This is a genomic window from Limnobacter thiooxidans (assembly GCF_036323495.1).
Taxonomy (GTDB): domain Bacteria; phylum Pseudomonadota; class Gammaproteobacteria; order Burkholderiales; family Burkholderiaceae_B; genus Limnobacter; species Limnobacter thiooxidans.
In genome coordinates this window covers 403594-426256 of the sequence record NZ_AP028947.1, presented here as the reverse complement: position 1 = coordinate 426256, position 22663 = coordinate 403594, and the positions used below count along the sequence as shown (strand labels likewise).

Below are 22663 nucleotides of genomic sequence, written 5' to 3'. Positions count from 1 at the left end.
GCAAACGCACAATCAACCCATCACGTTACTTTAGAGTAGCGCCTCTATGAATATGGTAATTTGGCTTACCCTTCTTTCGGGTCAGGATAAATTGCGCCGGTGTCGTGCATGAAGAAACGGTCTTGAATGGGTGCAGCCAAGCCCAATTCACGGGCAACTCGAAACAAATGGCAGTCTCGAGTCCACAATGTGGCTCCTGGAGACAACAACGCAGCGGCGAGAAGATGAGTATCGACATATCCCAGCCCCCTGCCATACAGGCTACGCAGTTCAATCAGTTCCTGCACTTCGGCGGGTGAAGCCAGCACGGCGGGTTCCAGATCGGCCAACGAGGCCAGCACCTGGGTGCGGTCATGAAGATTGGCCAGGGACATTTCACCCACAACAAATGGATGCGTGAGCACGCAACCTTCATTCAGCAAGCGAACCAGTTGCGGCTCAGCCTGCTGAAAATGATCCACCCACACGGTGGTGTCCACGAGGACCTTCACAGTTGCCACTGCCTGCGGGGTATGGGCTTGAGGTCTGGCTGGGATCCACCCAGCAAGGCCAGCCTGCGTGCGCTTTCCCGCTGTATGAGGGCACGCAGGGCTTCGCGCAGCAATTCGCTGCGCTCACCCAGGCCGGAAAGCTGGCGTGCCTTTTCCAACAACTCGTCATCAAGGTTTACAGTGGTTCTCATGCAGCATTCCAAAACTTTGAACTGCATCAACAATAGCACCAGGTGATTCGATTTTTGATGCCTTAAAATCAGCCGGAAAACAAAGGTCCGGTCACTCGGAAAAAGCTACACTGCAAAGCATGAATACGATCGACACACCCAAATTGATTGAAGAAGCCGCCCCCCTTGCGCACCCCAAAGACATGCGCAAGGCCACACTTGAGCGCATTGAAAAAGCGGTGCTCGAACTGTTCACCACGCGGGATTTCAACAATGTGGCGTTGATTGAAGTGGCGCGCACGGCCAATGTGTCGCTTCAAACCATCTACAAATACTTTGGCAGCAAGGAACAACTGGTCGCCTATGTGCTGGATGCGACGCTGAGCCGCTTGGCCCACCGGATGATCGACCACCTGGAGGGTATTGAGGATTACCGCGAACGCTTGCGCAAAACCCTGTGGGTGATGCTGGATTATTTTGACAAGCACCCCAAGGTGATCTTGCTGCTGACGGTGTCCATTCCAGCCAGCCAGTACCAGGACTTGCCAGTTTACGAAAGCCCGGAACTGATGGGCGCTTTTTTGGGCATGTTGAAAGACGGCCAGCAGAAAGGGGTATTCAACAACTCCGTGTCCAGCAAAATGCTGCTGGATGTGTTCATGGGTGTGTTTGGTCGCGTGGCGCAAATGCATTTTCTGCGAAAAGAACAACATCGTTTGATTGACCAGTTCGATGACCTGTTTGCAATTTTGTGGGGTGCATTGAAAGCACATTGAATGGAACTTAGCGATCAAAAGGTTCACCCAAATTTAGTGAACTTTTTAGAACCCGCAGTTCTACCGGATGCATCATGAACAGCTCGCCCGTCGTTTCGCAGTCACAGATCATTCCCGAACCTGGAACCCATGCAGAAAACCCAGTTTCGGGCAAAAACGGCAAACTTCAACCTATTCACACCCAAGACTGGAATTCGCTTTCCAGCAGCCAACGGCAAACCCAGTTCAAAGACCACTATAAAGCGGTGCAAACCAGTTGGAAGGGAATTGAGGCCTTCCTGGAAAAATCGGTGGATCAGGCTGCACAGGCTTCAAGTGCTGACCCCGCCAACCCAGGGCTGAAAAACCTGCTAACCAGCAGAAAGAAGGCTTTGCAACAATTGAAGAATTACCTGTTCGACAAAGCGGCCCCACGAATGCTGGACCCAATGTACCTGAACCAGACTCGGGAACACCTTCAGGACATCCACCAGCAACTGGGCAATGACAACATTGACCTTGAATCGCGGTTGGGCGCTGCGCTTGAACTGGTGCAAGGCCTGGATGTCTGCAAGGAAGGCGTGGCACTGAATATTCTGGCTTGTGCCAAGAACCTGAACATGCGCACACAGGGGCACCCTTTGACCGGGCTTTACCAGTCTGCCAGGGACGAACTGATCAATCAGCATTTGCTGGGGGCTGTACGTGCAAGCCACGCCAAACCGATATTTTCGAAAGAAAATGAGGGGGGCCAGCCGATTGGATACAAGGAAAGTAAAGAGCCCTTGCACAAGTCAATGGAAATCCACGACGTTCAGGCCCTGCGAAATGCATTGTCCAAAGAATTGGGCCTGCAGTATCTGCCAGACAGGTACATCAATCCGAATTATGAAAAAGCCATTGGCGCAATTGCCAAATCACAAATTCCGCAACTGGTGACCACTCACGCCGTGGCCTCCCGAGTGGCCGATGAACTGCTGAACTGGATGCGTGGCACTGGTTTGCTCAGTGAACAGGTTTTGAGTGTGGATGGCAGCACTGGCAAACACTGGGTGGTCGATATCTCAGGCAACCAGTACAAAGACCTGACAACCAGCCTTCAGAACGAGATGGGGGCGGATGCCACGCTGCTGTTTGACTCACCCGACGAGGATTTCACCAAGCTGGCCCTTGTGTCCCATGAGACCCTCACAAGCCGGTTAGTGGAGTGGATTGGCAATGAACAGGACAAGCCAGGCTCTGCGGTGCACGGGCTGGGTGAAACCTTTCATCAACCGGTGACAGCTGAACAGATCAAACAGGCCATGGATCAGTTTCTTGAGCCCGCGAAGTATCAATTGGAAAATCACACGCACATTAATCCCGACGTGTTCCGGGCGGCGTTACCTGAACCCGTGACAAACAGATTGATGGCTCATTTGTTCAATGACGCGATTGACGATAAAAAAAAGAAAAAGGAACACGAAGATTCCACTCACACACAGAACGCGCTGCACATCAGACGGCCACTGCGCTGAAATGGCGCCGAAGCTAGCGCACCACTTCCGTGCATTTTCAGCTTGAAATGCGGGCACTCTTTTTGCACTGAATGCCCCACTTTCAACCACAAAACTGAAAATTCACCAAAATGGAACAAATTACTCTCGCGCTGGACACGCTTTTTGTGCTTCTGGGCGCCATCATGGTGCTTGCAATGCACGCCGGTTTCGCATTTCTGGAAGTGGGCACAGTGCGCCACAAGAACCAGGTCAATGCACTTGTCAAAATTCTTGCCGACTTTTCCGTCAGCACCATCAGCTACTTTTTCATTGGCTATGCAATTGCCTATGGCGTGGGATTCTACGAGCCCGCCACCGTATTGAACGAAGGCAATGGGTATGCACTGGTCAAGTTTTTCTTTCTGTTGACCTTCGCAGCAGCCATTCCCGCTATTGTGTCGGGTGGCATCGCCGAGCGCGCACGCTTTGTGCCCCAACTGGTCGCAACCGCCGCGCTGGTGGGCGTGATCTACCCCGTGTTTGAAGGCATGATCTGGAACGGCAACTATGGCTTTCAGGAGTGGCTGACCGCCAGTTTTGGCGCGCCGTTCATGGATTTCGCCGGTAGCGTGGTGGTACACGCAGTAGGTGGCTGGATTGGCCTGGCTGCGGTGTTGCTGCTTGGTCCACGCCGTGGACGCTACACAAAAGATGGTCGCATCAGCTCGCACCCGCCCTCTTCAATTCCTTTCCTTGCCCTGGGTAGCTGGGTACTGGCAGTGGGCTGGTTCGGCTTCAACGTGATGAGCGCCCAGAAAATCGAAGGCATATCGGGTCTGGTGGCTGTGAACAGCCTGATGGCCATGGTCGGCGGCACTTTGGGCGCCCTTGTTGCAGGTCGCAACGACCCGGGCTTTGTCTACAACGGCCCCTTGGCTGGCCTGGTGGCCGTGTGCGCAGGCAGCAATATCATGCACCCACTGGGTTCCCTGGCAGTGGGTTCAATTGCTGGCGTGTTGTTCGTCTACATGTTCACCTTCACCCAGAATCGTTTGAAGATTGACGATGTACTGGGCGTTTGGCCCTTGCACGGCATTTGCGGTGCATTTGGCGGTATTGCGGCCGGGGTGTTTGGCCAGCAGGCGCTGGGCGGCATGGGTGGAATATCCTTCATGAGCCAACTTATTGGCACCACCGCAGGTGTGGGGTTTGCCTTGGCAGGTGGCTTTGTGGTGTACGGTTTGCTAAAGCTCACCGTGGGCATCCGCTTGAGCGATGAAGAAGAGTTCAATGGCGCCGACCTGACTGTGCACAAAGTCAGTGCCAGCCCCGAACGCGAAACCAGCAGCTGGTAAAATCTCGGGCTGCCTTATTTCGACATGATCTCCAGGGCTTCTGAATAGAAGTCCCTGCGGATCAACACAAACACAATCAGTGCACTGAATGCGACCAACAAGCCTGGATGAATCATCCAGGTTACCGATGCAATTCCAAAGTAGTAACTTCTCAATCCACGATTGAACTCATCACCGGCCAGGCTATTGATGCGGGCCATGCGGGACACATAAGCCTCGTTGTAGTCCTTGTCAGGATTTCCATCAGGGGCGGCACCCACCAGAATGGTCAACAGGTTGAACTGGCGCAGGCTCCAGGTGAACTTGAAGTAGGCGACCACAAACACAGTGAGCACCAGCAGCACCTTGATTTCCATAAGGCCTCGGCTGACTACCCGGCTAAAGGGCAGGTCTGAGGTGATGTTCACCAACTGATCCATGGTGCCGAGCAGCGCAAACAAACCCGCAATGATGTAAATGGTGGTGTTGGCATAAAAGGTTACGCTATTGACCAGATTACCGATCAGGGCGGTATCGCTGACGCGATTGCTTCGATTGATCAGTTCCCGCGCCCAAAGCTTGCGGAATTCATGGGTTTTCTGGGCCAGCCCGTGCCGCCCAAAACGACTGCGACCGTCAAATACGTAGTTGTAACCGCGAAAACAGATCACGAAAAATGCCACCGCCAGCCAATCGAACAGGGTAAGCAGAGCGAGGGCATTTTGCAAAACAGTCATGGGCGTAGGGCTCACTGATATTCGGTTTAATCAAAAGACAATTGATACAGCACATCCACTGCGTTGTCAGCACCTGTCCTGGCAATAAAGCTTAACTGTCGGGAATATTGGTAATTCAGTTTCAAGATACTGGCTGCTGTGGTGACAGACTGGTCGAAACTGAGATAAACCTCGTCACTGAAACGCTTGCCCAGGGAAATAATCCGCTGAGACAGCAGCGGGTCATCGGAACCCAGAATACTGGCTGAGTTGTCAGCCCCAGGGGCAATCGCCACTTTGCTGCCCACCGCGCGGGAATCGGCCGCGGTCAAGGAACCAGTACTCAAGTTGAGGTCGTCAATACCCAATGAACGGGCAATTTTTCGGGTGGTGCTGTCGTCGTCATCGCCGAAAATGGCAGCCGCCGCAGTCAGCAGCAAAGTGGAATCCCGGTCTGCAGAGTTGCTGCCGCGTCCGATGATCATCCAGGACAGTTTTTCAGAATCAGGTACGGCAGGCTCACTGACCAGTGTCACCTTGGGTCGCTGGGCAGTGCCTGTGACTTCTACTCCAGCCTCTACGGCAACACCTTTTCGAACTGCGCGTACGTTCAAGCCAGGGTTGTCCAATGGTCCCTGAAAATTGACCACACCGCGGTCAATGGTCAGGTCCTGGCCATAAGCGCGGTAAGTGCCATCCACTGCCTGAATGGTGCCGGTGGCAGTCAGCCTTCTGCCCGAACGACGCTGGCCACTACCGCCAACACCTTCCAGCATTACCAGACGTAACCCACCGGTGAGGCGTGTGCGGAGACCCTCGGCGTTGAGGTAAAACAGGTCACCCAAATTGGCCTGCAGTTGCAGGTCGATCGGCAAACCAGCGCCGACCACTTCACTGCGCCCCTTGATGAACACATCGTCACCCAGCGTTTGGGGACCCGATTCAGGCATCTCGAAATAGGCACCAAGGGCATTGATTTCCCCCCTGATCTTCAAAGGCTTACCCTCCACATTCGGCTGCTGTACAGTGGCCTGTGAATTGACCATCAACCACCGGTCGGGCCGCTGCAACAGCGGCACCTTGTCCAGCTTGACCTGAATCTCGCCGTCAAGCCCAGTTAGGTTCCACTGACCTGTCGCAGTAATTTTACCGTTGCCCTGTATAAGCGGGCCTAGTTGTTCGATTTGACGTTTGGGCACGCGGCGGTTGTACACGGTGAACTCCAAGGTATCAATGCTGGCCTTGTCGGTGGTGAAATCCACCACCACGTTACCGTCCTCCAGACGAACACCTTGGTCAAGCTGGAAAACATCCAGGTCCATGGCAAACAGTCTGCCCTGAACGTCTGGATTGTTGGCTGTTCCGCCAATCGCCATGGCGACCTGGCCTGTGCCACTGGTACGGACACCGCCACTGATCAGAGGGCCAAGCCAGTTCAACTCGGTGAAGCCCGCCGCCACGGCACCTTGCATCGGCTTGTTTCCGGCGAGCTCCCAGGATTTGGTCACCGAATTTTGCTCAACCGGTAAACGCAGGTTGGCAGACACCACACCAAACTCGTTGGCTTCGATATCCAGATTCAAGGTGGCGGCGTCACGATTGAAATCAAGGTTCGCCTGCATTTTGCGAATATCGACGTCAATCTGCGAATCCTCCAACACTTGCAAACCACCAGATACATGGGTCAGGTCCACGTGCCCATCCACCTTGTTGGGATTGGCCACATAGCGCCAGGCCACTTTGGCAACCAGGTCTTTGGGTTCAAGCGTGAGTTGCTTTCTCAAAATTGGCGACAGCCGCGGAAAGGCGAAGCTGGGCATGCCGCCCTCCACACGAATTTCACGGCCAGCGACTTGAAACACCCGGTTGCTGATCAGCGATGAATCTTCGCCCTTGATATTCAAGTCCAGCAATTCGGTGAATTCGGCGGACAAGGTCAATGGTGCGGGGTTCTGCAAACTGAAGCTTCGTGCAGGCAGCCACATCCCTTCCAAGCGGAATGCAGTGATGGCACCCTTCCAGCCCACTGCAGTTTTGTTATTGCGTGCAATATCTTGAATACCACCACGCATGCCGAACTCACCCTTGATGGGCCGCTGCCTGCTGAATGTGGTCAAACCACTGTCAAAAACAGCACTCAGTCCGTGGCTGCTCCGCGTGCCGGTCAACTGTACATTCAATGTGTTGACCCAGTTGGCTGGTGCACCGGGTTGGCGGACATTGCGTACCTGAATGTCTCCAGCCCAGACAGAATTGGCCGCAGACCCCAGGGAGAAATCACCTGCAACGCTGTCCACTTGAATGGCATTGTCAAGCCGAAGCTGTTGAATCTGTATTTTGCCTTCACCGGAAAAATCACCATCCAGGCCGCGCAACTTGCCTTTCAGCTGAGCTGTACCACCCAACTTCCGGTCAATCAATTGCCCCAAGCGGGCCAACTGAGAGAAGTTAACGTCGACATTGACAAAGTCAGCCTGCGTGCCATAACTCCCGTCTGCCTTGGCCGTGTTGCCTGCCACTGCAACATCCAGCATTACCTTGCTCAATTTTTGCGCATTGCCGATGGCTTGCACGCTCACCTTCAAGGGTGCGTTGGCCAAAGTGGATTCATCGACGTTCACAAGAAGTTCGCCCATCGGGTTCAAGGATTTTCCATCACCGGTTGGAGACAACTCGCCCTTGAAATTGATTGCGCCATTCAGGTTGCCCTGAAGCAGCGGGTTGGCATCGGGCACGTAGAGTGCCGGGTTCAACTGCTTGAACTGAAATTGCAGACTTACGGGCAACTTTCCACCCCAACCTACCTGAGCGTAGCCTTCCAGCAAGGCCTCGCCATCCTGCACTTTCAGTTGGTTGACGCGAAGCAGGTTGGCTTGTTGAACCCCGTTCAATTCGACATTCAGGGCATGTTCTTGCGGCAACGCGGCAAACACCGAAAGATCCAGCGCTCGGGCCTGAAGTGAGAAACGGGCTGCGCCTTGCATCAGCAGGTCCTGCATGGACTGTTCTCCCGATTTGGCATCGGGTAACTGTGGCGCAGACTCCCATTGGACATTCATCGAAACACGTCCTGCACCGCGCTTGCCGTCAGAAAACTGCGCGTCATTTAAATCCAGCTTCAGTTTCTCAAAGAGCCCCCCGCTGGTCTGCAAATCGATCAGGGCACTCAGGCTGAGCAATGGAAGCCCGCCCGATTGCAAAGTCGACGGGGCCGCGTTTTTGACTGAAAAGTTGCCCTGAGTCTGGGTAAAGTCTGCATTAGGCTGAACCAGCCCCTGAATGGTCAGGGAGGCCATCGGCGCTGAATCAAACCACTGCCTGGGATTGAAGTTTTGCGTCAGCAAACGGACTTTCTCCACCATCACCGGCTTGAATGGAGTAACCACCGCATCAATTTCGGCGCTTTGATTGACCTGCGAGCGCGCGGTGTCCTGCCCCGTGGCGTTCAGCAATAACTCAAGGCGCTCCAGTGAACCTGCCAAATTCAATTTCGCGTCCAGTTGTACCGCATCGAAAGTTCGATTTGCCGTGATCAAACCGTCGACGGCATAAGGCTTGGACAAAATGACTGTCGCGCGGGATTTCAGTTGAGTGTCTTCTACGCTCAGGTCAAGCTGCTGCAAATCAAATCGATTCTGGATCAGACTGGCTTTGCCCGCAATTTGATCCACCACCAAATCGTTGAAAACCACCTCGGTAATTTGCAGACTTTCAATGCGGACATCGAGGGGAAGGTCAATGTTATCGGGCAGGCTGAAAGGCTCGTTGTCCTCTGAGGGGGGCATCACAAGCCGCACTGATTTTGCAGAAAGTGAATTCACCACGAGGGTGTTGGCCAAAATCCCGGACCAATCCAGCTTGATCTGCAAACCAGCAATGTCCACAAACTTCTCGCCGTCGTTCCAACTCAAGCTGGTGATACTCAATCCGTCACGCAGCGTGCCGTGTTCCAGTTCCACGTCCAGCACCTGGGTGGTGTTGTCCCGCAAGAAGATTTGGGCCTTGCTGATTGCAAACCGCAAACCCTGTTCAGTGGTGACGATCCAGCCCCCTGCGGCGACAAGCCCGGCAATCAACAGAAAAAGTACACCTGAAAAAATCAGGATGGCGCGTTTCAAAATGCCACCCCCAGCGCGAAATGAATACGCAAGTTGTCCTGATCGGCCGCCTTGGCCACATCAAAGGCGATCGGCCCAGCGGGTGTCTTGTATCGAACACCGATGCCCACCGCCGGCTTGGGATCGAAACTGCTCCAGTTGTCCGCCACATCGCCCACATCAGTGAACACAGCAGCACCCAGCGGGCCGTTGAACCAGCGTACATACTCCAAGGTGCCTATCATGACGCGCCGCCCCCCCACCAAAACACCTTGATCAAGCACGCCCACGTCCAGAAAGTCATAGCCCCGAATGCTGTTGGTGCCGCCAGCCCGAAACAGGTAGTCCTGCGGAATGTCACGGCGCGCGCTGGCCGCCACGGTACCCGCCTCAAAACGGGCCGTAAAAAGATGTTCCGGAGAGGGCGACCAAAATTGCTGGAAACGGCCATACAACCGCATAAAGCTTTGATCGGAGGCGAACTGCTCGCCTGCAACAGCCACTTGACCAAAAGCGATGTAGCCGTCTGACGGATTCAAGCGGTTATCCACTGCAGCGCGGGTCCACGATGAGCTGGCCACCAAAGCTTGTGTGGCACCAAAATTGACACCCAGAGCACTTCGTTCCTCAAGCTGAAAATTCAAGCCTAGCCGATACTCGTTAATGCCTTGGGTGTACTCGCGAATCGCACCGATAGACGAGCGATCCACTTCCAGATTGGAAATTTGCTGGTGGTCGAAGGCCACGCCAACAGAATCGGACATACCCCGCCTGGACGGAGGCAAGAATACATCAGCAAATGCCGATTGCCTTTTCTGTTCAACACGCACTCCAGTGACCAGTGAATAAGCGCGGTCAAACAGATTGTTGTATTGGTAAGTGGCTTCCGTGCGGAAGCCTGTATTGGAACTGTAGCCCGCGCCCAGCCCCACACGCTTGCTGTCACTTTCCAGCACGGTGACTTCAATGGGTACCCTTTCAGGCTGCCGGTCATCGGTATCTATCTTGACATCAACAGCTGAAAAATAGGAGGTACCCTGCAAATCCGCCAGCAAGGTGAGCAAACGCTCCTGCTCATAACGATCACCGGGCTGGATGGTGTTGTACCGGGCCACGAGGTCATTCCGATACTTGTTCAAACCCTTGATTTTCAATTCGCCAAAAGTAAAAACCGGCCCACTGTCATACACCACACGAAGGGTCACTGTATTGGTATCCGGGTCAACATTGGCCTGACTTTCCGACAGAGTCGCGGCCGCGAAGTCTTTTGCCAAAAGATCACGCAGGAGATTGTCTTTGCTGGCCGACCAGTCGGTTTGATTGAAAGCCTGATTGGTCCCTAACAACCACAAGGTTTTCAAGCGCTCCCGACGTGCAGCAAATTCATCCTTGTTGATTTCACCGTCAAATTGAATGTCAACGGAAGTCACAGTACTCTGCGGGCCGGGTTCTATCTTGATGTTCAAAGGTGCCGGGGCATCTTCTGGCAAGCTTTCGTCCACAACACGCTGAATGGAGGGCGAAAAATGGCCCTCGGTACCCAAAACATCGCGTATTACAGGCCGCATGCGGCGAAACAGTTGCCAGGCATCGCCGTTGTCGTTGACTTGCGCAGTCGAACGAATTTGCTCGGTGGCTTGCTCCACCAAGGTCTTGAACTCATCAGCAACCACAAAATTCACAACGGGCCGCTCTTCAGGGCTCACCTCTTCCTGCGCCTGCGCAGGCTGCACAAACACACCAACCAATACAAAACAACAGGCGAACAATAAACGCAACTTAAACATGACCTTTTTATGTGAACTCGGGCGCTTTACCGGTCTTGCGACACACACTGAGTAGCGGGTAGACCAAGGATGATGGTATTTAATTCCACATTGATTTCAACGCAGTCTTTGCAATGCGGTCCATTTTCTTGCAGACAGAAGAAGGGAAATGTCTTTCTGAGTCGGGAATGAAAACAAGATGTTCTAATTACCAACCCCATTATTTAACAATATTTGACCAATCACACAAGATTTAAAGATTTCACTCCGGAAATTTTGATTTTGATTGAATCCAATCTAACCCATTGTGAGTAAAACGCCTATAGCAGTAAAAGCGGCTTACCCAATACTCTAGCTCCAAGGAAATTGAGACCATGAAAAATGCAAATCCCGACGTGGGAATCATCAAATCATCTACAGGCGTTCAAGTCGAACGCGCTGGCCAAATGGTGCAACTCAACCAGGGTGATGCGCTCAAGTGGAATGACATCGTAACCAATACCGGTGCTCAAACTGCCGAAGTACTCATGCCAGCAACTTCTGCTGGTCACGGCGATACATTGCTGCAATTGGCCCCCGGTGCATCCGCGAAACTGGCCGAAGTCAGCTCGATCGTCGCTGACGGCGCAACCCGTACCGAAGTAGTCGCCTTGAGCGAAGGTGTGGAATTGTATGACATCGATAGCGATGTCAGCTCAGCAATTCTCACGCCGTATGAAGGTTCGATGTCTGGGCTAGTGGGTGCTGGCCTGTTGGCCGGTGGTAGTGGTGCAGGCGTCGGTGCGGCAATTGCGGGTGCAGTTTTTGGAGCCGTGTTGCTAAGCGATGATGGTGACGATACGGTCACTACTGTAGTCGATCCAAACGAAGGTGATGCCGATGCTGATGCCGACGCTGACGCTGACGCTGACGCTGATGCTGATGCTGATGCCGACGCTGATGCTGATGCTGATGCTGATGCTGATGCTGATGCTGATGCTGATGCTGATGCTGATGCTGATGCTGATGCTGATGCTGATGCTGATGCTGACGCTGACGCCGACGCCGACGCCGACGCCGATGCTGATGCCGACGCCGACGCTGATGCTGATGCCGACGCTGATGCTGATGCCGACGCTGATGCTGATGCCGACGCTGATGCTGATGCCGACGCTGATGCTGATGCCGACGCTGATGCCGACGCTGATGCCGACGCTGATGCCGACGCTGATGCTGATGCCGACGCTGATGCCGATGCTGATGCTGATGCTGATGCTGATGCTGATGCTGATGCCGATGCTGATGCTGACATGGACATTGCCGGACTGGTAGGTGGCCTGGAATCATTGAATGACGCCCTGGAGCAAACCCCATTGGCCCCGCTTACAGCAGTAACTGGTGCTTTGGCAGACGGCCTGTCTACTGTAGCGGACGGCTTGGCGGGTGTTGCTGACCAAGACCCATCAGGACTTGCCAATTTGCTGGCCGAGACCATTGGACAACCACAGGACGGCTATAGCAATGACCAGGAAGGCCTCGCTGGCGTAGTGAGCAACCTGTCGCAAGGACTTGCGGCTGGAAGTGCAGGTGGTCCGTTGGATCCAGTTGTGAATTCTTTGGCTCAAACCTTGGGCTTCAGCGAAGAAAGCGAAGTGGATGGCGTAGCCCAAGGCCTTACTGCTGCTGGCAATGTACTTGCCTCAGACGAAAGTCAGTTGAGCGTCTTGACCGCTGATTTGCTTGCTCCAGTAGTTGGGACAAGTGACATGGATGCAGGTTCTCCTGGCCTCAGCGGTACGTTGCAAGAGGTAGGCGAAGGATTGACTGACCTGACCAATGAAGACAGTGCGCTTGCGCCATTGTCACCTTTGACTGAAGGCCTGGCATTTGTTGTAGCCGGTGGCGAAGACCCAACAGGTGGTCAGTTGCCAGAGGAACTTTCAGGTGGTTTGGCTGGCGGAGTTGGTCTGCTCGGACAAGCTCTGGTAGACGGATCGGAAATGGCTGGACCAGGTGCAGCTCTGGTTGAAACAGTTGGAAACCTGCTCGGCGGCACACGCCCAACAGGCGACGATGAGCCAGACAACGGTGGCGGTATCCCAGAAACACCCCTGTCACCACTCACAGACGCCTTGATGGAAAATGCGGATCCGGCAGTGTTTGCAGGTAACTTGGCGGGCGTCATTGAAGACATCGGCCAAAACTCGCCGCTGGAAGCAGTGACAGGCCCGATCGCAGATGCACTTGCAGGTGGAGTACCTACTTTGCCAGGCATGCCAGGCGAAGGCGGCACAGATGGCCCAACTGGTACACCGCTGGATGTGATCCTGGCGCCATTGGCTGACGCAGCAGGCGGCGGTTTGCCAACATTGCCAGGCTTGCCAGGCAACGGCGGCACACCGACACCAAACCCTGTGGCAGGTCCTTTCGAATCAGCAGCTCAACAGTTTGTTGATCTGGCACCAATCGAAATGATTCCAGTCATTGGACAGCCAATCGAAGACGGCATTCTGACTGGCGCAGCCTTGCTTGACAGCATTTTGGCTGGCGGCTTGCCAGGTCTGCCAGGCGAAGGTGGAACAGACGGCCCAACCGGAACACCTCTGGATGCAGTATTGGCACCATTGGCTGATGCAGCCGGCGGCGGTTTGCCAACATTGCCAGGCCTGCCAGGCGAAGGTGGAACAGACGGCCCAACCGGAACACCTTTGGACGCCATCTTGGCTCCTTTGGCTGATGCAGCGGGCGGCGGCTTGCCAACATTGCCAGGCCTGCCAGGCGAAGGTGGTACCGACGGCCCAACCGGAACACCTTTGGACGCCATCTTGGCTCCTTTGGCTGATGCAGCTGGCGGCGGCTTGCCAACATTGCCAGGCCTGCCAGGCGAAGGTGGCACCGACGGCCCAACCGGAACACCTCTGGATGCAGTATTGGCACCATTGGCTGATGCAGCTGGCGGCGGCCTGCCAATTCCAACTGACGCGTCAGCTTTGACTGACCTGTTGGGCGGTAGCGGCTTGCCAATCAGCACAATCACCGATTTGCTGGATCCAAGTGCCTTGCCAATTCCAGGACTGCCAACTGCCTAAACGCAGCCTGGCAACAACAAAAAACCCCTCTTCGGAGGGGTTTTTTGTTTGAATCCAAACCGGAATATCTGGAAGTAACAATTAAAACTCACAACACAATTACCGGATTTTTTCCATGAGCCAAGCACCACAAATCGGCACCATTGCATCCAACACCGACAAACTGTCCGTTCAACGCTTGGGCGAGCAAATTGTTTTGCGACAGGGCGATGCTGTTCTGGCCGGAGACGTATTACAGAACAAAGACGACAGATCCGTCGACATTGAACTGCCCGCTCAAAAATCAGGTCAGTCCGATTCCCTGCTAACGCTGGCACCCGATGCCACAGCACAGGTATTAATTGCAAGTAACGATGACGGCGCAATTATTGAGGTAACTTCCCTTACCGAAGGGGTAGAACTTTATGCGGTCAGTGAAGGGAGCGACGGCGCCATGTTGCTGGCCGACGCAGGCACAGGTGTAAGCGGCCTGGTTGGCGCTGGTCTATTGTCAGCGGGCTCAATTGGCGGTACAAGCGGCTTGGTTACCGCAATCGGAGGCGGGGTTGGCGTGGCTGCATTGGCAGCCTCATCTGGCGATGACAGCAACTCAGCCAATCCATCTGGTTTTACCGATGTCCGCGTGGACAATGGCGATGAAACTACCCCACCTGTTGATAACCCGGAGAATCCTGAAGATCCCGAGAACCCCGACAGCAACGAAAACCCAGATACGCCCACAGAGGAAGAACCGGAAACACCCGTTGAGAATCCGGAGCAGCCAACAGACCCGGTCGACCCAGGCAGTGCCGGAACCACTGGCACACCGCTTGATTTGTTGTTGGACCCACTGGCCAGTGCTTTGGGTGGCACACCGCTGGCTGTGATTACAGACCCACTGTTTGACGCACTGGGTGCTTTGCCGATTGGCTCTGCCCCCAACCCGGCCAATGCATTACCGTTAGACGCAATCACCGGCAACCTGCCAGGCTAAAAAATATCAGCAGCTAGAAAAAAAGCCACCGCAAGGTGGCTTTTTTCACTCATGCAGTTTTAAATCAGTTCACTCGAACTTGTCGTAACGAATATTTTCAGGTTTCACACCCAACTTGGAAAACTTTGCAATTGCCGCATCAATCATTGCGGGTGGGCCGCACAAATAGGCCTGAACATCGGGCCAGTCCAACTGTAATTTGTCGAGCTCGTCAGTGACATAACCTCGCGCACCCGACCAGCTCGAATTCTCCGGCTCTTCCGACAACACCTGCTTGAAATTCAGCGAACCCCTCCAGCCCTGCTGAATGCGTCCAATCTCTTCTTCTGCGTACAAATCACGCTGTGTGCGTGCGCCAAACAAATACACCGCATCACGGGTTTCGCCGGCCCACTTGGCCTGCTCCAGTAAACTCAGGATAGGCGCCATGCCACTGCCGCCTGCAACACAAACAATCGGTGCCGGCTTCTCGCCTTCGGCTGGGCGCAGGTAGAAATCACCAAACGGGCCACTCATGCTCAGCCGGGTTTCCTGGCGGTTGGCAGCAAACAGCCACTCAGTGAACTTGCCACCCGGCACTTTGCGCACGTGAAACACCAACTCGCCGGCCTCTTGACCTTTGGGTGCCATGGCAAAGCTGTAATTACGCGACAAGCTGAATTCTTCAAGGCGAATCTCGGCATACTGCCCGGCTTTGAAAGGCATCGGATCATCCAGGGCGACGCGCAACTCCACGATGTCATGCGTCAAATCCTTCTGACCCACAATCGTCCCGCGCGTTTCCACCAGGCGATCTCCGCCTGAAGTCAGGTCCACCTCGATTTCCAGATCTGTTTCCGGAATCGACTGGCACGCCAGAATCATCCCGGCTTTCAGGTCCTCTGCACTCAATACATAACTGGAATCGGTCAACTCCCGCACCTTGCCGCTTTTCAGCTTGCACTTGCATTGCGTGCAACTTCCCACCCTGCAATTGTGCGGAAAACCCAAACCGGCAGACAGGGCGGAATTCAGAATCACCTTCCGGCCTTTTTCCACCTCAAAACTTTGGCCACCTGGGGCAACATTCACGGTGTGCGTGACTTTGCCTTTGCTGCCCGCTGCCGCACCACCTTGCAAACCAAACCATTCAAGCAATTTCATGTCTGTCTCCTTGTTGGGTCTGGCGCCGCTCAGGCCGCTGCACGATTCATGTTGTGGCCGCCATTCTGGCCAAGCTGGGCAGATTTCAAACCCTTCATGCCACTTTTCAGGCTCGCCTCAATGGCCAGCTTTTTCTCTTCAGGCGTGGCAAAGGTTTCATCCCAATGGTTCAGCAGAGGAGTCATGACTTTCTTGTAAAGCGGGGGCACCAAAGCCAGCAAAATTGTTCCCAGGTAGCCGGTCGGCAACATCGGTGCGTGGCGATAGCTGCGCAGGTTCCAATATTCCTGGTCCGCCTCGGCATGGTGGTGTGAATGGCGTGTCAGTGCATACAGCAAGGCTGTGGACACCGACGCATTGGTATTCCAGCTGTGGCGTGGCTCCACCTTGTCTTCAGGACGACGCACAATGCCGTAATGTTCCATGTAGTTCACGATTTCCAGCAGGGTTTTACCGCCAGCACTCATGATCCAGAACATCACAACACCCACCCAACCGCCGATGACAAAAGACGTCGCAAACAAGCTCAAACTCATCAAATTGCCACGCATCATCCGGCTATGAACAGGATTCCAGACCGATTGGTTGAACTTGGCCAGGCGCTGCTTTTCAAGCTTCCAGGCCGATTTGTAACCGCCCAGGGTACTTTTCAGGACAAAGCCGTATACGTTCTCGCCGCGCTGCGCAGTGGCAGGATCTGCAGGGGTCCCCAGGTTCTTGTGGTGCCCATACACGTGCTCAATCGAGAAGGACGCATCACAGGTGAACGCCAACATCCAGCGGCCTAACATCATGTCTCGCATGCTGTAGGTGCGGTGGGTCAATTCATGCCCAACGTTGGTCCCACCGGCACCAAACAGAAAGGCCCCAGCGAGCGCACCAAAAAACCATTGATACCAAGTGGTATCCGCTTGAAGCTGCAAGCGGTCATAACCGAAAACTCCTTTCATGAAACCATCAATGCCCAGCACGTCCACCGGTGCCACCGCCCAGGTGAAACACAGGGTGACCCACATCAGAATGGGCAGGGTCAGCCACAACATCAGGTTCAGAAAAAACTCCCCTTCCATGCGCGGCTCACTGCGGTCATCCGGCAACAGGATGTCGCCCAAAGCGACAACGAACACCAGTGCGGCGATGCCGGTGTACATCCAGGCACCGCCTTGCATCATGGCATGCATCACAGCCAGGGCAATCAATGGAAAGGTGGTGAATTTCAAATAGTGCTGCATAAGAGTCTCCTTACTGGTGGTGCCCTTTTTTTATTTGGCTTAGGCATGGTCATATTTTGACTGAATTCATGTTAACGACTGTAAACATACTCGTCAATAGCCACAGACGCCAAATTGATTAAAACTTCTAAAACAAGGATTTAAAACAGGCGCTCGGGTTTTCGTTATAATCAAAGCCGTATGACCTCCACCGCCTCCACCATTCATGGCCGCACCCGGCTAATTGACGCTGCACTGAACCTGAGCTACCAACGGCGAAGTTTCTCCAGCCTGGGCATTCGCGAAATCACCCGCGAGGCCAGCCTGTCAGCACCTGCGTTCTATCGCCATTTTGAAGACCTGGCCGACCTGGGCACCGCTGTTATTCTGGAAGTTGAAAAGGCCGTCATCGAAGCCTTCACCGAAGTCCGCATGAGCACCGCCAAGGAAGCAGATCTCGACATTCGGCCCATGTTGGTCAAACGCTTTTTCGACTGGGCTGCAGAAAACCCGAAACCAGTGGTAGTGGGTGCCTCCGAGGCCTTTGGTCCACTTGAGCGGATGCGAAACGGTTTGAAAAAAACCATTCGAGCCATTAGCGAAGACATTTGCAGCGACAACCGCATTGCCGCCCTTTTGCCAGGGCTACCCCACGAAGAAATGATCGAAGTGCTGGAAGTACTGGCCCAGAACGTACTCTTCATGGCCGTTGAATATGTCGAGAAGCCGCAGGAACGCTCTGCGATTTATGACAAGGCCCTGCGGATCGTCTCTGTCATTTTTGCAGGCGCCCACGCCACCCACGCCATGAAGCTCGAACAGGACAGCACCCCAGCACCTTGATTGATACTTCGCGACACACTGCGATTTAACAAAAAAGCAACATCTGGTTTCATACGCTGTTTAAACGATTACACTATCAACACACAAATTAACATTGTGGTACTTAACATTCCCTTGCAGGAACCACACCCATGCGTATCGCCATTCTTGAAGATGACCTGACACAAAGCGAGATGTTGCGCTGGGTGCTAGAATCCGTGAATCACAAATGTCATTGTTTTCCCACATTCAAGGGCTTTCAAACCGCCCTGTACCGGGACAGCTTCGACCTGGTACTGCTCGACTGGATACTTCCCGACAGTTCAGGCCCCAAGGTCATGAACTGGATCCGTGAAACCCTGCACATCAAAGTGCCTGTGCTGTTCATCACCTCCAAAACTGACGAAGAAAACATCGTGGAGGCTTTGAACGCCGGTGCCGACGACTACATGATCAAACCAATCCGCCGTGGCGAACTGGTCGCGCGTGTCAATGCCCTGCTACGTCGGGCCTACCCTGAACTCACCGCTCCGGAAGTGTTTGAAATTGCAGAACTCGAGTTTCACCCCAAGTTTTCAACCGTGGTGCGCCACGGGAAGCGTGTGGTGTTGACCCAGAAGGAATTTGACCTCGCGCTGCTGCTGTTTCGCAACCTGGGCAAGCCCCTGTCGCGTTCACACATTCAGGAGGCCGTGTGGGGAAGAGACACCGACCTGCCCTCGCGAACCATGGATACTCACATCTCCCGCGTTCGATCCAAGCTCGGCCTGCGCCCGGAACAGGGCTTTCGCCTAACCCCCGTTTACGGCTTCGGCTACAAACTGGAGCAGGTGGACCACGAAGGCAAGTCCCCAAGCCTTGCAAAAATCAAACGCCAGCTCGCTGAAAACAGCTAAGAGCCCTAGCGACTTCGCGCGTTATAATGAAGGGTTTTCCGCCCAGTAGGTATCATGGAGCTTTTTGCAGTCGGCCTGAATTACCAATCCGCACCGCTCGCCTTGCGCGAGCGCTTGGCGTTTCCGGCTGAACAATTGCAAGAAGCATTGCGCGCCCTGGCTCAGCGCGTACAGGCACCTGAAGCCGCCATTCTGTCCACCTGCAACCGCACTGAAGTGTATTGCGCCAGCAGCAACATCGAACAACTCAAACTTGAATTGCTCGAATGGCTGGCCAACAACCGGAACATTCCCAGCCACGAATTAAGCCCCCACCTTTACATTCTTCCCCAACAGGAAGTAGTCCGCCATGCATTTCGCGTGGCCAGCGGGCTGGACTCCATGGTGCTTGGTGAAGCCCAAATTCTGGGTCAGATGAAACAGGCCGCCCGCACGGCAGAAGAGGCAGGCACCTTGGGGCAAATGTTGCACCAACTGTTCCAGCGCACTTTCTCCGTGGCCAAAGAGGTTCGATCACACACTGAAATTGGTGCACACTCGGTGTCCATGGCTTCCGCAGCTGTGAAACTGGCCAGCCGAATTTTTGGTGACCTCAGCAAACGCCACGTGCTGTTCGTGGGCGCTGGTGAAATGATTCAACTGTGTACCACCCACTTTGCAGCGCAAAACCCGAAAAGCATCACCATTGCCAACCGTAGCGCAGAACGTGCACAGCAACTGGCCAATGCCCACGGAGCCTCGGTCATCGGCCTGGCCCAAGTGCCAGAACAACTTGCAAAATCAGACATCGTGATTTCCTGCACCGCCAGCACCCTGCCGATCATCGGCCTGGGCATGGTCGAAGCCGCCTGCAAAAAACGCAAGCATGAACCTATTTTCATGCTCGACCTGGCAGTGCCCCGCGACATCGAAACCCAGGTCAGCAAGCTGGATGACGTATTTTTGTATTCGGTCGACGACCTTAGCCAGATCGTTCAGGAAGGACGCGAACAACGCGCAGCCGCAGTCGAGCAAGCGGAAGTCATCATCGAATCGCAAGTTCAGGGCTTCATGCGCTGGATGAGTGAACGGTCCCTTGTGCCCACCATTCAGGAAATTCACCAAAAAGCAGACGACATTGCCCAGCTTGAGCTAGAGCACGCCCGCAAACAACTGGCCAAAGGCACCCCCCCTGACGACGTACTGCAGCTGATGGCCCACCGCATGAGTGCCAAATTCATGCATGGCCCCATGCAGGCCCTGCACCAAGCCACACCGGCCGAGCGGGAAGCCCTGACCAAGTGGCTGCCCCAACTTTTCAACATCAAAAACACCGACAAATAGATGAATGACAGCATGCGGAACCGGTTGACTCGACTCTCCGAGCGCCTCGCCGACCTTGAAGAGTTTCTATCATCGCAGAACGCCGCCAATGACATGGCACAGTTCAAGGCCATCACGCGTGAACGATCCGAGCTGTTGCCAGCCACCGAACGGTTTGCCGAATATCAAAGCATTGAAGCCGACCTGAACACCGCACGCGAATGGCTCGCCGACCCCGATATGCGCGACATGGCACGCGAAGAAATTGCCCAGAACGAAGCCAAACTCGCTCAACTGGAAGCGGACCTTCAACGCCTGCTGTTGCCTAAAGACCCCAACGACCACCGCAATGCCATGCTCGAAATTCGCGCGGGCACGGGTGGCGATGAATCAGCCCTGTTTGCGGGCGACCTGTTTCGCATGTACACCCGGTTTGCAGAACGACAGGGCTGGCAAATCGAGATCATGAGCGCAAGCGATTCCGAGCTGGGTGGTTACAAGGAAGTGATTGTTCGACTGGCCGGGGACAACGTGTACAAGCACCTTAAGTTCGAGTCCGGCGGACACCGCGTACAACGCGTGCCGGCCACCGAAAGCCAGGGGCGCATCCACACTTCGGCATGCACAGTCGCGGTCATGGCTGAACCCGACGAGGCTGAAGTCATTGAAATCAACCCGGCGGACCTGCGCATCGACACCTACCGCGCCAGCGGTGCGGGTGGCCAACACATCAACAAAACCGATTCTGCCGTGCGCATTACCCACCTGCCCACCGGCCTGGTGGTGGAATGTCAGGACGAACGCAGCCAGCACAAGAACAAAGCCAAGGCCATGAAAGTGCTGAATGTGCGCCTTCAGGACAAAATTGACCGGGAACGGCAGGCTGCTGAAGCCTCTGAACGGCGCAGCCTTGTGGGCTCTGGCGATCGATCCGAGCGCATTCGCACCTACAACTTTCCCCAGGGGCGCATGACCGACCACAGAATCAACTTGACCCTGTACAAGCTCGACTACATCATGGATGGCGATTTAACTGACCTGATGAACGGCCTCACCGCTTTCCACGAAGCAGAACTGCTGGCCGAAATCACCGCCAAAGAATGAGTACGCCACCTCAATCCACCCTCGAATCGGCGCTTCGACAAACACGCGCAGAAACTGGCTTGCCATTGAATGAGCTGCGCATTCTGATGGGCTGCGTAACCGGGCTGGACCGGGTTGGATTGCTCACCAAGGGCGAACAGCCCTTGCCCCCTGACCAGATTACCGCGTTCAAAACGCTAGCCAGCAAACGCCAGCAAGGCCATCCCATTGCCTACCTGGTTGAACACAAGGAATTTTATTCCCGGTCTTTTTTTGTCGACCCACGCGTGTTGATTCCACGCCCTGAAACCGAGGAACTGGTCGAACACGCACTTGGATTTCTCCAAAGCAAATCGACCGAAAACCTGCTGACGCGCGTTCTCGACATTGGCTGTGGAAGTGGTGCCATCGCCATTTCTCTCGCCCTCGAAAATCCGATTCTTGAAGTCACCGCCACTGACATTTCAGTGGACGCACTGTGGGTTGCCCAATTCAATGCCAACGAACTGGGTGCCAAGAACGTGCGGTTTATTCAATCCGACTTGTTCTCGGGCCTGCTGAATCAAACCCCTGCCCTGGCTTTTGACCTGATTTGCAGCAACCCGCCCTACATTGAACAGGGCGACAAGCACCTTGCCCAAGGCGACCTGCGCTTTGAGCCCGCAATAGCGCTGACGGACGGCGGAGACGGTCTGCATTTCTACCGGGAAATTGCCCGCCAAAGCCCCACCCTGCTTCGGGCCGGTGGGGGCGTGTTGGTGGAGCACGGCTACAACCAGCAAGAAGCAGTCCTTGCCATTTTTTCCCAACCGCCCTACACCCAGGTACAAGGTCTGCCCGACCTGGCCGGCACCCCGCGCTTCGTGTTCGCAAGGGCTTAAATCCGCGCGCATTCACTCGCAAGGCATTGAAAACGAGCGTTTTGTACCCACATCCAGTACACTACAGGGTTGTAGCAATTCATCCCATTGAAAGGAATTTTTTATGAGCGCTCGCGATTCAATTCATGAAACCGTTACCAGCCACCCCGTGGTTCTGTTCATGAAAGGAACAGCCCAGTTCCCTATGTGCGGTTTTTCTGGCCGCGCCATTCAAATTCTAAAGGCCTGTGAAGCGGAAAAAGTCGTCACCGTTAACGTGCTGGATGATCCGGAAATTCGTCAGGGCATCAAGGAATATGCAAACTGGCCAACCATTCCGCAGTTGTATGTCAACGGCGAGTTTTTGGGCGGCTGCGACATCATGACAGAGATGTATCAAAGCGGCGAATTGCAGGCATTGATCGCCACGGCGAACGCCTCCTCGAAGTCCGAATAAACATGAAACCGGCCGCAGCAGCTTCCAGCTCGCGGCGGCCA

Annotated in this window: 20 protein-coding genes; 12 read left to right on the top strand and 8 right to left on the bottom strand. The window is 54.5% G+C overall.

The annotated features are described in order from the left end of the window. Positions 1–65: 65 nt before the first annotated feature. Together RGQ30_RS01960 and RGQ30_RS01955 are read right to left on the bottom strand one after the other, a co-directional pair. On the bottom strand, positions 66–479 hold the full coding sequence (locus tag RGQ30_RS01960) for a type II toxin-antitoxin system VapC family toxin (protein WP_298219286.1): 414 nt from the start codon (positions 477–479) through the stop codon (positions 66–68). An 8-nt stretch (positions 480–487) separates the two neighbouring features. Beyond that, positions 488–682 (bottom strand): type II toxin-antitoxin system VapB family antitoxin, encoded by a 195-nt coding sequence (locus RGQ30_RS01955; RefSeq protein WP_130558578.1) that lies wholly within the window; start codon positions 680–682, stop codon positions 488–490. A gap of 119 nt (positions 683–801) precedes the next feature. Here RGQ30_RS01955 and RGQ30_RS01950 point away from each other — a divergent pair, with 119 nt between their 5' ends. From RGQ30_RS01950 to RGQ30_RS01940, 3 genes are all read left to right on the top strand, one after another. Further along, positions 802–1437, top strand: coding sequence for a TetR/AcrR family transcriptional regulator (locus RGQ30_RS01950; RefSeq protein WP_130558579.1), 636 nt, complete (start codon positions 802–804; stop codon positions 1435–1437). Positions 1438–1511: 74 nt separating this feature from the next. After that, complete coding sequence (locus RGQ30_RS01945) at positions 1512–2933, top strand: hypothetical protein (protein WP_130558580.1); 1422 nt, start codon at positions 1512–1514, stop codon at positions 2931–2933. A gap of 110 nt (positions 2934–3043) precedes the next feature. Then, positions 3044–4249, top strand: a complete 1206-nt coding sequence (locus RGQ30_RS01940; protein WP_130558581.1) for an ammonium transporter — start codon at positions 3044–3046, stop codon at positions 4247–4249. Positions 4250–4263: 14 nt separating this feature from the next. On the opposite strand, the gene RGQ30_RS01935 is transcribed toward RGQ30_RS01940, so the two are convergent. The 4 genes from RGQ30_RS01935 to RGQ30_RS01920 all read right to left on the bottom strand — a co-directional run bounded on the left by RGQ30_RS01935 (position 4264) and on the right by RGQ30_RS01920 (position 11358). Then, the gene (locus RGQ30_RS01935) at positions 4264–4965 is read right to left on the bottom strand and encodes a DUF599 domain-containing protein (RefSeq protein ID WP_130558582.1); all 702 of its coding nucleotides are present in this window, start codon (positions 4963–4965) and stop codon (positions 4264–4266) included. Positions 4966–4991: 26 nt separating this feature from the next. Further along, entirely contained in the window at positions 4992–9062 is a 4071-nt protein-coding gene (locus RGQ30_RS01930; protein ID WP_130558583.1) for a translocation/assembly module TamB domain-containing protein, read from the bottom strand. Next, a complete protein-coding gene (locus tag RGQ30_RS01925) occupies positions 9059–10828 on the bottom strand; it encodes an autotransporter assembly complex protein TamA (RefSeq protein WP_130558584.1) in 1770 nt (589 codons plus the stop codon). The genes RGQ30_RS01930 and RGQ30_RS01925 overlap by 4 nt, the downstream gene beginning before the upstream one ends. 389 nt (positions 10829–11217) lie before the next feature. Then, positions 11218–11358 carry a hypothetical protein gene (locus RGQ30_RS01920; protein ID WP_338284666.1) on the bottom strand — a complete coding sequence of 47 codons (141 nt, stop codon included), beginning with the start codon at positions 11356–11358 and terminating at the stop codon, positions 11218–11220. A gap of 328 nt (positions 11359–11686) precedes the next feature. Here RGQ30_RS01920 and RGQ30_RS01915 point away from each other — a divergent pair, with 328 nt between their 5' ends. The 3 genes from RGQ30_RS01915 to RGQ30_RS01905 all read left to right on the top strand — a co-directional run bounded on the left by RGQ30_RS01915 (position 11687) and on the right by RGQ30_RS01905 (position 14848). Then, a complete protein-coding gene (locus tag RGQ30_RS01915) occupies positions 11687–12118 on the top strand; it encodes a hypothetical protein (protein ID WP_338284665.1) in 432 nt (143 codons plus the stop codon). Next, entirely contained in the window at positions 12097–13875 is a 1779-nt protein-coding gene (locus tag RGQ30_RS01910; protein ID WP_338284663.1) for a hypothetical protein, read from the top strand. Before RGQ30_RS01915 ends, RGQ30_RS01910 begins: the two co-directional genes overlap by 22 nt. A 115-nt stretch (positions 13876–13990) precedes the next feature. Continuing rightward, complete coding sequence (locus RGQ30_RS01905; RefSeq protein WP_130558585.1) at positions 13991–14848, top strand: hypothetical protein; 858 nt, start codon at positions 13991–13993, stop codon at positions 14846–14848. A 69-nt stretch (positions 14849–14917) separates the two neighbouring features. Here RGQ30_RS01905 and RGQ30_RS01900 read toward each other — a convergent pair whose 3' ends face one another. Both RGQ30_RS01900 and RGQ30_RS01895 read right to left on the bottom strand, forming a co-directional pair. After that, positions 14918–15991 (bottom strand): 2Fe-2S iron-sulfur cluster-binding protein, encoded by a 1074-nt coding sequence (locus tag RGQ30_RS01900; protein ID WP_130558586.1) that lies wholly within the window; start codon positions 15989–15991, stop codon positions 14918–14920. 29 nt (positions 15992–16020) lie between these two features. Further along, positions 16021–17223, bottom strand: a complete 1203-nt coding sequence (locus tag RGQ30_RS01895; RefSeq protein ID WP_130558587.1) for an alkane 1-monooxygenase — start codon at positions 17221–17223, stop codon at positions 16021–16023. A 180-nt stretch (positions 17224–17403) separates the two neighbouring features. Here RGQ30_RS01895 and RGQ30_RS01890 point away from each other — a divergent pair, with 180 nt between their 5' ends. The 6 genes from RGQ30_RS01890 to grxD all read left to right on the top strand — a co-directional run bounded on the left by RGQ30_RS01890 (position 17404) and on the right by grxD (position 22622). Beyond that, positions 17404–18045 carry a TetR/AcrR family transcriptional regulator gene (locus RGQ30_RS01890; RefSeq protein WP_130558588.1) on the top strand — a complete coding sequence of 214 codons (642 nt, stop codon included), beginning with the start codon at positions 17404–17406 and terminating at the stop codon, positions 18043–18045. A gap of 131 nt (positions 18046–18176) precedes the next feature. Next, positions 18177–18920 carry a response regulator transcription factor gene (locus tag RGQ30_RS01885; RefSeq protein WP_130558589.1) on the top strand — a complete coding sequence of 248 codons (744 nt, stop codon included), beginning with the start codon at positions 18177–18179 and terminating at the stop codon, positions 18918–18920. A 54-nt stretch (positions 18921–18974) separates the two neighbouring features. Next, positions 18975–20243, top strand: coding sequence for a glutamyl-tRNA reductase (gene hemA / locus RGQ30_RS01880; protein WP_130558590.1), 1269 nt, complete (start codon positions 18975–18977; stop codon positions 20241–20243). Beyond that, a complete protein-coding gene (gene prfA / locus RGQ30_RS01875; RefSeq protein WP_130558591.1) occupies positions 20244–21326 on the top strand; it encodes a peptide chain release factor 1 in 1083 nt (360 codons plus the stop codon). Continuing rightward, entirely contained in the window at positions 21323–22186 is an 864-nt protein-coding gene (gene prmC / locus RGQ30_RS01870) for a peptide chain release factor N(5)-glutamine methyltransferase (RefSeq protein ID WP_130558592.1), read from the top strand. Before prfA ends, prmC begins: the two co-directional genes overlap by 4 nt. A 103-nt stretch (positions 22187–22289) precedes the next feature. Next, complete coding sequence (gene grxD, locus RGQ30_RS01865) at positions 22290–22622, top strand: Grx4 family monothiol glutaredoxin (protein WP_130558593.1); 333 nt, start codon at positions 22290–22292, stop codon at positions 22620–22622. Positions 22623–22663: the final 41 nt, after the last annotated feature.

What these genes read in the sequence shown, in the direction of transcription:
- RGQ30_RS01955 (WP_130558578.1), bottom strand. Translation starts at nt 682, where the DNA reads ATGAGAACCACTGTAAACCTTGATGACGAGTTGTTGGAAAAGGCACGC.
- RGQ30_RS01950 (WP_130558579.1), top strand. Translation starts at nt 802, where the DNA reads ATGAATACGATCGACACACCCAAATTGATTGAAGAAGCCGCCCCCCTT.
- RGQ30_RS01945 (WP_130558580.1), top strand. Translation starts at nt 1,512, where the DNA reads ATGAACAGCTCGCCCGTCGTTTCGCAGTCACAGATCATTCCCGAACCT.
- RGQ30_RS01940 (WP_130558581.1), top strand. Translation starts at nt 3,044, where the DNA reads ATGGAACAAATTACTCTCGCGCTGGACACGCTTTTTGTGCTTCTGGGC.
- RGQ30_RS01935 (WP_130558582.1), bottom strand. Translation starts at nt 4,965, where the DNA reads ATGACTGTTTTGCAAAATGCCCTCGCTCTGCTTACCCTGTTCGATTGG.
- RGQ30_RS01925 (WP_130558584.1), bottom strand. Translation starts at nt 10,828, where the DNA reads ATGTTTAAGTTGCGTTTATTGTTCGCCTGTTGTTTTGTATTGGTTGGT.
- RGQ30_RS01915 (WP_338284665.1), top strand. Translation starts at nt 11,687, where the DNA reads ATGCTGATGCCGACGCTGACGCTGACGCTGACGCTGATGCTGATGCTG.
- RGQ30_RS01910 (WP_338284663.1), top strand. Translation starts at nt 12,097, where the DNA reads ATGGACATTGCCGGACTGGTAGGTGGCCTGGAATCATTGAATGACGCC.
- RGQ30_RS01905 (WP_130558585.1), top strand. Translation starts at nt 13,991, where the DNA reads ATGAGCCAAGCACCACAAATCGGCACCATTGCATCCAACACCGACAAA.
- RGQ30_RS01900 (WP_130558586.1), bottom strand. Translation starts at nt 15,991, where the DNA reads ATGAAATTGCTTGAATGGTTTGGTTTGCAAGGTGGTGCGGCAGCGGGC.
- RGQ30_RS01895 (WP_130558587.1), bottom strand. Translation starts at nt 17,223, where the DNA reads ATGCAGCACTATTTGAAATTCACCACCTTTCCATTGATTGCCCTGGCT.
- RGQ30_RS01890 (WP_130558588.1), top strand. Translation starts at nt 17,404, where the DNA reads ATGACCTCCACCGCCTCCACCATTCATGGCCGCACCCGGCTAATTGAC.
- RGQ30_RS01885 (WP_130558589.1), top strand. Translation starts at nt 18,177, where the DNA reads ATGCGTATCGCCATTCTTGAAGATGACCTGACACAAAGCGAGATGTTG.
- hemA (WP_130558590.1), top strand. Translation starts at nt 18,975, where the DNA reads ATGGAGCTTTTTGCAGTCGGCCTGAATTACCAATCCGCACCGCTCGCC.
- prfA (WP_130558591.1), top strand. Translation starts at nt 20,244, where the DNA reads ATGAATGACAGCATGCGGAACCGGTTGACTCGACTCTCCGAGCGCCTC.
- prmC (WP_130558592.1), top strand. Translation starts at nt 21,323, where the DNA reads ATGAGTACGCCACCTCAATCCACCCTCGAATCGGCGCTTCGACAAACA.
- grxD (WP_130558593.1), top strand. Translation starts at nt 22,290, where the DNA reads ATGAGCGCTCGCGATTCAATTCATGAAACCGTTACCAGCCACCCCGTG.